This window comes from Phenylobacterium sp. (genome assembly GCF_030693805.1).
GTDB lineage: Bacteria > Pseudomonadota > Alphaproteobacteria > Caulobacterales > Caulobacteraceae > Phenylobacterium.
In genome coordinates, this window is sequence record NZ_JAUXZW010000405.1 from 1 (window position 1) to 8,339 (window position 8,339).

Sequence of the window (8,339 nt, forward strand, 5' to 3'; positions counted from 1 at the left end):
CGTTGTGGCGGTGGCCGCGCCCGAGCCGGAACCGCTGGTCGAAGACGAAGTGTTGGAGCTTACCGAGAGGGTCGAGACCCATGGCGACATCGACGCCTACATCCCCGACGAGGCGCCAGCGCCGGAGCCCGAGCCGATGAGCGCCTACACCCCGCCGCCGGCGCCCGAGCCGGAACCCGCGCCGTACCCTGCGCCCCCGGCCATGGACACCCTGGTGAGCGCTGCGGCGGCGTCCGCGGCGTCCTCCGCGTTCGGACAGCTGTCGGCCGCCATCGCCATGCCCCGTCACGGCCACACCCTGGAAGACGTCGTGCGTGAGATGCTTCGTCCGATGCTGAAGGACTGGCTCGACGCCAACCTTCCCTCCATCGTCCAGGCCTCGGTCGCCGAGGAAGTCGAGCGCATCGCCCGCAATCGCGCGCGATAGGCGACGGCCAGCTCCTCCGCTGTCCCGCGGAGGACGGAGGGGGCGAGCGAGCCCATTGTGCCGATACATCCTGATCACGCGGTTGCGCCCCCTCCGTCACGTTCTGCGGGCGAGCCACCTCGCCCGATGAATCGAGGGAGGAGCAAGAAGGCCCGGTTCCTCCTCCGTCTGTCGGCATAGTAGCTTGCGCGTTCGCCGCTTCCGCCGCGCGGGGCGGGGCTGTATGCAACCGCCATGCTCGACAAGACCTTCGATCCGACGACCGCTGAACCGCGCCTCTACGCCGCATGGGAGGCCTCCGGCGCCTTCGCGCCTGTGGACGATCCGGCCGCCGAGCCGTTCAGCATCGTCATCCCGCCGCCCAATGTGACCGGGTCGCTGCACCTCGGCCATGCGCTGAACAATACCCTGCAGGACGTGCTGATCCGCTTCGAGCGGATGCGCGGCAAGGCCGCGCTGTGGCTGCCCGGCACCGACCACGCCGGCATCGCCACCCAGATGGTGGTGGAGCGCCAGCTTGCCGCCGCCGGCAACGTCGGACGCCGCGAGATGGGCCGCGAGGCGTTCGTCGCCAAGGTCTGGGAGTGGAAGGCCGAATCGGGCGGGACCATCGTAGGTCAGCTTCGCCGTTTGGGCGCCTCCTGCGACTGGAGCCGCGAGCGCTTCACCCTGGACGAAGGTCTGTCGGCCGCCGTGCGCAAGGTGTTCGTCCAACTGCACAAGGAAGGCCTGATCTACCGCGACAAGCGGCTGGTGAACTGGGACCCACACTTCCAGACCGCCATTTCCGATCTGGAGGTCGAGGCGCGCGAGGTCGACGGGCACTTCTGGAACCTGGCCTATCCGCTGGCCGACGGGTCGGGCGAGATCGTGGTCGCGACGACCCGGCCTGAGACCATGCTGGGCGATGCGGCCGTCGCCGTGCATCCAGACGATCCGCGCTATAGGCACCTGATCGGCAAGCAGGTCCGCCTGCCGATCGTCGACCGCCTGATCCCGATCATCGGCGACGAGTACGCCGATCCGGAAAAAGGCTCCGGCGCGGTCAAGGTAACGCCTGCCCACGACTTCAACGACTTCCAGGTCGGCAAGCGCCATCACCTGCCGCAGATCAACATCCTCGACGACTACGCGCGCATCAACGACACCGCGCCCGAGGACTATCGCGGTCTAGACAGGTTCACCGCCCGCAAGAAGGTGGTCGAACAGTTCGAGGCGCTGGACCTGCTGCGAGGCATTGAGAAGACTCGCCACGTGGTGCCGCACGGCGACCGCTCCGGGGTCGTCGTCGAACCCTATCTGACCGATCAGTGGTACGTGAACGCCGAGATCCTGGCCCAACCGGCGATCAAGGCGGTGGAGGACGGCGCGACCGTCTTCGAGCCCCGCCACTGGGAGAAGACCTATTTCGAATGGATGCGGAACATCCAGCCCTGGTGCATCTCGCGCCAGCTGTGGTGGGGACATCGCATCCCGGCCTGGTACGGCCCGGACGGCGAGATTTTCGTCGCCGAGACCGAATCCGAGGCCAAGACCGCCGCCGCGGCGCACTACGGTCGTGAAGAGCCGCTGCGTCAGGACGAGGACGTGCTCGACACTTGGTTCTCGTCCGGCCTTTGGCCGTTCTCAACAATGGGCTGGCCCGAGCAGACCCGTGACTTCGATCGGTTCTATCCGACCGACACGCTGATCACGGGGTTCGACATCATCTTCTTCTGGGTCGCCCGGATGATGATGATGGGCCTGCACTTCACCGGCGAGGTTCCGTTCCGCCGCGTGTTCATCAACGCCCTGGTCCGCGACGCCGAGGGCAAGAAGATGTCGAAGTCCAAGGGCAATGTCATGGACCCGCTGGAGCTGGTCGACGACTACGGCGCCGACGCCCTGCGGTTCACGCTCACGGCCATGTCCGGCCAGGCGCGCGATATCAAGCTGTCACGTCAGCGCATTGAAGGATATCGGAATTTCGGCACCAAGCTGTGGAACGCCACGCGCTTCTGCCAAATGAACGGCTGCGCCCGCGCCGAGGGTTTCGACCCGACGAATCTGAAGTCGACGTTGAACCGCTGGATCGCCGGCGAGACGGCGCGCGCCGCCGCCGCCGTGACCGCCGCGCTGGAGGCCTGCGCCTATGACGCGGCGGCCGGCGTGCTCTACCGCTTCGTCTGGAACACCTTCTGCGACTGGTACGTGGAGCTCGCCAAGCCGATCCTCAACGGGGCCGACGAGGCCGCCCGCGACGAGACCCGCGCCTGCGCGGCATGGGTGCTGGACGTGATCCTCAAGCTGCTCCACCCCGTCTCGCCGTTCCTCACCGAGGAGCTCTGGGCCCAGACCTCGGACCTTGGCGCCACGCGCACCTACCAGGGCCTGCTGATCAGCGCCGCCTGGCCTGACCTGCCGCTCTCGCTGGTGGACGCCGAGGCCGACGCCGAGATCGGTCTGGTCCGCGCCACTGTGGAGGAAGGCCGTTCCGTCAGGGCTGCGCTCAACGTGCCGCTGGCCGCGCGTCCGGACCTGCTGGTCATCGACGCCGACGAGCGCCAGCGCGGCATTCTGTCGGCCAACGCCGTGGTGATCGCCCAGACCTTGCGTATCGGCGAGGTCAGGTTCGAGGCCCAGGCCCCGCTGGGCTCGATTCCCTACGTCGTCGAAGGCGCGACGCTGGCGCTGCCGCTGGCGGGCGTGATCGACGTCGACGCGGAGCGTGTGCGCCTGGGCAAGGAGGTGGCCGCGCTCGCCTCCGACATCCAGCGCACAGCGGGCAAGCTTTCCAACCCCGACTTCGTCGCCCGCGCGCCGGAAGAGGTGGTGGAAGAGAACCGCGAACGCCTGGCGGAAGCCGAGGACACCAAAGCGAAGTTGGAAGCGGCGCTCGCCCGCCTGGCTCCGGCCGCCTGAGCGCATGCGGCGTTGGCTTTGCGCGCCGGCTCGTGTTTGGCTCGTTTTGAGGCGGCGCTGACCGCCGTTCGGGAGGAACACGATGTCTGAGGCGCAAGCCGCCGCCTGGCCGGCCATGTCGATCGCCCAGGCCCATGCCTTGCTGACCGCGCCGGGCCAGCCGCTTGAGATCGAGACGGTCAACATCGCCGGGCGGCCGACGCGCACCTGGAAGAACACGCCGCCCAGCCTGCGCGCCGTGGTGGCGATGAGCCGGGCGCATGGCGAGCGGATCTTCCTGGTCCACGAGGACGAGCGGGTCAGCTTCGAGGCCTTCCATCGCGCGGTCGCGACATTCGCCCAGGACCTGTCCGCCCATGGTGTGGTCAAGGGCGACCGCGTGGCGATCGTCATGCGCAACCTGCCGGAATGGCCGGTGGCCTTCTATGCCGTCGTCTCACTGGGCGCGATCGCCACTCCGCTGAACGCCTGGTGGACCGCTCAGGAACTTCAGTACGCACTGACGAATTCCGGCGCGAAGGTCGCGATCTTTGACGCCGAGCGTGCGGCGCGCGTCGCCGAGCAGCTTGGCGCTTGCCCGGAGCTGGAGCGGATCTACATCGCCCGCGGCGGGGAGGCGGCGATCCCCGACCCCCATGTCGTGCGTCTGGAGAGCGTGATCGGCGCTCCGCAGGATTGGTCGGGCCTCGATGACGTCCCGCTGCCCGTTACTCCGATCGATCCCGATGATCCGGCGACGCTGCTCTACACCTCAGGCACGACGGGCGCGCCAAAAGGCGCGCTGGGCACGCATCGCGGCGTCAACACCAACATCCTGACCTCGGCCTGCGCCAGCGCGCGTGTCTTCCTGCGCCGTGGCGAAATCCCGCCGGCGACAACCGACGACACGGCGCAGCGATCGATGCTGATGTCGGTGCCGTTCTTCCACGTGACGGGATGCGTGGCGTTCCTCAACCCGACCCTGGCGGCGGGCGGCAAGCTGGTGATGATGCGGCGTTGGGACCCGGTCCGCGCCTTCGAACTGATCGCCCGCGAGAGGATCCAGACCGCCGGCGGCGTGCCGACCATCGCCTGGCAACTCATCGAACACCCGGCGCGCGCCGACTACGACCTGTCGTCGCTGGAGGCGGTGATCTACGGCGGCGCGCCGGCCGCGCCCGAGCTCGTGCGCAAGATCCGCGAGACCTTTCCGGGGTCCCAGCCCGGCATCGGCTGGGGCATGACCGAGACCAGCGGCACGGTCACCAGCAACTCCGCCGAGGACTATCTGAACCGGCCCGACTCCTGCGGCCCGCCGGCCGCCGTCGCCGACCTGAAGATCGTCGATCCGGCCGATCCATCGCGCGAGCTGGCGGTGGGGGAGGTGGGAGAACTGCTGGCGTTCGGGCCGATGGTGGTCAGCGGCTACTGGAATCGGCCAGAAGCCACCGCCAGTGGATTCATCGACGGGTGGGTGCGCACGGGCGACCTGGCGCGTCTGGACGAGGATGGCTTCTGCTACATCATCGACCGGGCCAAGGACATGCTGATCCGGGGCGGCGAGAACATCTACTGCATCGAGGTGGAGAACGCCCTCTACGACCATCCGGCGGTGATGGACGCAGCCCTGGTGGGCCTGGCGCACCGCACGCTCGGCGAGGAACCGGCCGCTGTCGTCGCGTTGCGTCCGGGCGCGCAGGCCAGCGAGGAGGACTTGCGGGCTCACGTGGCCGAACGGCTGGCGGCGTTCAAGGTCCCGGTGCGGGTCCTGATCGCCACGGAGACCCTGCCGCGCAACGCCAACGGCAAGATCCTCAAGAGCGAGCTGAAAGGCTGGTTCGCAGCGGAGCCGGCGGCGAACTAGGCGTGAACCGCCAGCGCCTCGACCTGGCCCTCGTGGCGCGCGGCCTAGCGGAAAGCCGCGCCAAGGCGAGGGCCGCCATCGAGGCCGGCCAAGTCAGCATAGACGGCCGCATCGCCACGCGGCCGTCAGAAATCGTCGCCGATGACGTGCATCTCGAGGCTGGGCCGGCCCATCCCTGGGTCGGCCGCGGGGCTCTGAAGCTGATCCACGCCCTCGACCTCTGGCCGATCGCTGTCGAGGAGCGGATCGTACTGGACGTCGGGGCTTCGACCGGCGGGTTCACCGAGGTCTGCCTCGCGCGCGGCGCGGCGCGGGTCTACGCGGTCGACGTGGGACGCGGGCAACTGCATCCGAAACTCGCCGCCGACCCCAGGGTCATCGACCTGCAGGCGACGGACGCCCGCGCCATCGACGCCCGGCTGGTTCCCGAGCCTGTAAGCATGGTGGTCTGCGACGTGAGCTTCATCGGCCTGGCAAAGGCCCTGCCGCAGGCGCTGCGGCTGGCGCAGGCGGGCGCCCACCTCATCGCCCTGGTCAAGCCGCAGTTCGAGGCAGGACCAGAGCATGTCGGCAGGGGCGGCATGGTCAAGGACGAGGCGGTGCGGCGGCGCACGCTCGACGACGCAGCAGTGTTCCTGACCTCAAGCGGATGGCGCGTGGCCGGCGTGGCGGACAGCCCGATCGCCGGCGGAGACGGAGCGCGGGAGTATCTGCTCTGGGCGCAAAAAGAAGCCGCCCGCGCGAACGCGGGCGGCTGAGGCGACGAACGGGGAGGTTCGTCTCAGACTTGGGAAGTCTCAGGCTCTAGTCGACGACCTGATAGCGGCCGGAACGGTCCTGGCAGACGCGCACGAAACGCTTCTCGACCTGGCCGTCGGGCAGGTAGATCGGGCTTTCCGCCAGGGTGCAGCCGTCGCTGCCGACCGGCCGGTCGCTGACGGCGAAGCGGTCGCCGTACCGATCGTAGGCGTAGGCGTTGTCGTAGCGCGCGCTGTAGCCGTAACGGATGTCGTTGTCGTAACGGCGATCCGGATATCGGCTGTCGGTGTAGTAGGGTGAGCCGTTGTTGTAGTTGTTATAATAGCTGGTGTTGCCGTTGTAGTAGCCATTGTTATAGCTGCTGCGAGGCTGGTAACCGCCATTGCGGCAGGCGGCCGAGTTGTTGCCGACCACGCCGCCGGCGACTGCGCCCAGCGCGCCGCCTAGCAGCGCGCCTTCAGTGCGGGCGTTGCGGGCCGCGGCGTTGGAGCCGATCACCGCGCCCAGCGCGCCGCCCAACAAAGCTCCGGCCGTGCCGCGGTTGGTCTCGTCGCGCCTGCACGGATCGTAGTAGCCGGCGCCATATGGCTGAGCCGAGGCGGCGCTGGGCGCCGCCACGACGCCGGTGAGAGCCACGACGGCCGCCGCCGCGGCGAATGCGCCCTTAGCAAATCTGGAATTCTGGATCATCGGTTTGTCCCCCCTGGGGTTCTGAAAAGTGGACGCCGTGCGCGGCCTAGCCGCGCCCGCTTGGCCGCCAGACGCCATCGCGCTGACGACAGACTTCGAAGCTGTGGTTACGGCCGCCGTAATATTCCTGCACCCAGCGGCAGTTGCGGCGTTGCGACACCCGGCTCGGGTAATTGCCGCACTTGAAGTTCCTCTTGGCGATCTGGTGGCCGGCCACCGCGCCGACCGCACCGCCAAGGATGGCGCCTTCGGTCTTCGCGCCATTGCCGGCGACGCTGCCGCCGACGAGCGCGCCGAGGACGCCGCCGGTGAGGGTGCCGGTGTTGGCCTGACGGCGTTGCTGATCGCGGCACGGGTCGCTGGACCCATAATTGCGCTGCGATTGAGCGGCGGCGAAATCAGGCGCGGCGAGAGTCGATGCGCTGATGGCCGCGACGGCGCTAAAAACGAGTATACGCTTCACGGGCTTCTCCTTCGCTCGAACGGGCGGCGCCTATCGCCGCTTATCGAATGGCAAGATGACCGAACCAAGGTGAACGGAGTTTGAGCGGGTCGTTCATCTTCGTTCATGAAACGGCCGAGCTTTCCTCGGCCGTTGTTTCCAAAGCTAAATGGGCTTGACCATGCGAGGTTCCGGGCCGCTCGCGGCCGATCCATCCATCGAGCGCGGCGCAAGCCAGATTCTGACCGACATCCGCATCCAGGCGGTAGGCGGGGAGGGTGACGGCATCGCCGAAGGCCCGATCTATGCGCCATTCACCCTGGCGGGCGAGCGGGTGCGGGTCGCTGGGACCGGCGAACGACGCGAGTTGGTCGAGGTGCTGGAACCAAGCGCTCAGCGTATCCAGCCGCCCTGTCCGCACTTCGGCGCCTGCGGCGGCTGCGCGCTGCAGCACTGGGAGCATTCAGCCTATCTGACCTGGAAGGTCGACCGGCTGGTCGCCACCCTGGCGCGCGAGCGGATCGAGACCGAGTTCCTCAAGCCTTTCGCCGCGCCACCTGGATCGCGCCGGCGCCTGACGCTGCACGCGCGGCAGGGCCGCCGCGGCGAGGCGCGCCTGGGCTACAAGGCGCGCAAGAGCTGGAGCCTGGTGGACATCGAGGTCTGCACCATCGCCGATCCGCGGCTGGTTGCGGCGATCCCAGCGCTTCGCCGGTTGGCGGCGCCGCTGTTCCAGCACGCCAAGTCCGCGCCCAGCCTGCACCTGACCTGGAGCGACGCCGGTCTCGACGTCGACATCAGTGGCGTCGAGCGGCGCAGCGGCGGCGGGCTGTCGGCCGACGCGCGCATGCGGCTGGCCGACCAGGCGGCGGCGGCCGATTTCGCCCGCGTCACCCTGGACGGCGAGGCGGCCTATATGTCGCGTCAGCCCACCGTGCGCGTGGGCCCCGCCAACGTGGCCTTGCCAGCCGGCGCCTTCCTGCAGGCGGTCTCCGAAGCCGAAGCCGCACTCGCCGCTTTCGCCGTGGACGCCGTTCAGGGCGCCTCTCGGATCGCCGACCTCTATTGCGGCGTCGGCGCGTTCAGTTTCCGCCTGGCGCAGGTCGCACCCGTGCTGGCGGTGGATTCCTCCGCGCCCGCGGTGCGTGCGCTCTCCGGCGCCATCGCGTCTGCGCCGGGCCTCAAGGGCATCACGGCGCAGACCCGCGACCTGGTCCGCCGTCCAGTCCTGGCCGAGGAGTTGAAGAAGATCGACGCCGTGGTGTTCGATCCGCCCC

At 68.7% G+C, this 8,339-nt stretch carries 7 protein-coding genes; 5 read left to right on the plus strand and 2 right to left on the minus strand.

What is annotated here, in order from left to right; translation table 11 throughout:
* From Q8M88_RS16160 to Q8M88_RS16175, 4 genes are all read left to right on the plus strand, one after another.
* A partial coding sequence (locus Q8M88_RS16160; RefSeq protein WP_305598181.1) for a DUF2497 domain-containing protein occupies positions 1–427 on the plus strand: 427 nt, incomplete at its 5' end.
* A gap of 234 nt (positions 428–661) precedes the next feature.
* A complete protein-coding gene (locus Q8M88_RS16165; RefSeq protein ID WP_305598182.1) occupies positions 662–3,328 on the plus strand; it encodes a valine--tRNA ligase in 2,667 nt (888 codons plus the stop codon).
* Positions 3,329–3,410: 82 nt separating this feature from the next.
* Positions 3,411–5,171: a class I adenylate-forming enzyme family protein gene (locus Q8M88_RS16170; protein ID WP_305598183.1), complete on the plus strand. Its 1,761-nt coding sequence runs from the start codon at positions 3,411–3,413 to the stop codon at positions 5,169–5,171.
* A gap of 2 nt (positions 5,172–5,173) precedes the next feature.
* Entirely contained in the window at positions 5,174–5,929 is a 756-nt protein-coding gene (locus tag Q8M88_RS16175; RefSeq protein ID WP_305598184.1) for a TlyA family RNA methyltransferase, read from the plus strand.
* Positions 5,930–5,975: 46 nt separating this feature from the next.
* Here the strand turns inward: Q8M88_RS16175 and Q8M88_RS16180 are convergent, their stop codons facing one another.
* Both Q8M88_RS16180 and Q8M88_RS16185 read right to left on the minus strand, forming a co-directional pair.
* Complete coding sequence (locus Q8M88_RS16180) at positions 5,976–6,620, minus strand: glycine zipper 2TM domain-containing protein (protein WP_305598185.1); 645 nt, start codon at positions 6,618–6,620, stop codon at positions 5,976–5,978.
* A gap of 46 nt (positions 6,621–6,666) precedes the next feature.
* On the minus strand, positions 6,667–7,083 hold the full coding sequence (locus Q8M88_RS16185; RefSeq protein WP_305598186.1) for a glycine zipper 2TM domain-containing protein: 417 nt from the start codon (positions 7,081–7,083) through the stop codon (positions 6,667–6,669).
* 160 nt (positions 7,084–7,243) lie between these two features.
* Here Q8M88_RS16185 and Q8M88_RS16190 point away from each other — a divergent pair.
* Positions 7,244–8,339, plus strand: a 1,096-nt coding sequence (locus Q8M88_RS16190) for a class I SAM-dependent RNA methyltransferase (protein WP_305598187.1), incomplete at its 3' end; no start/stop codon positions are given.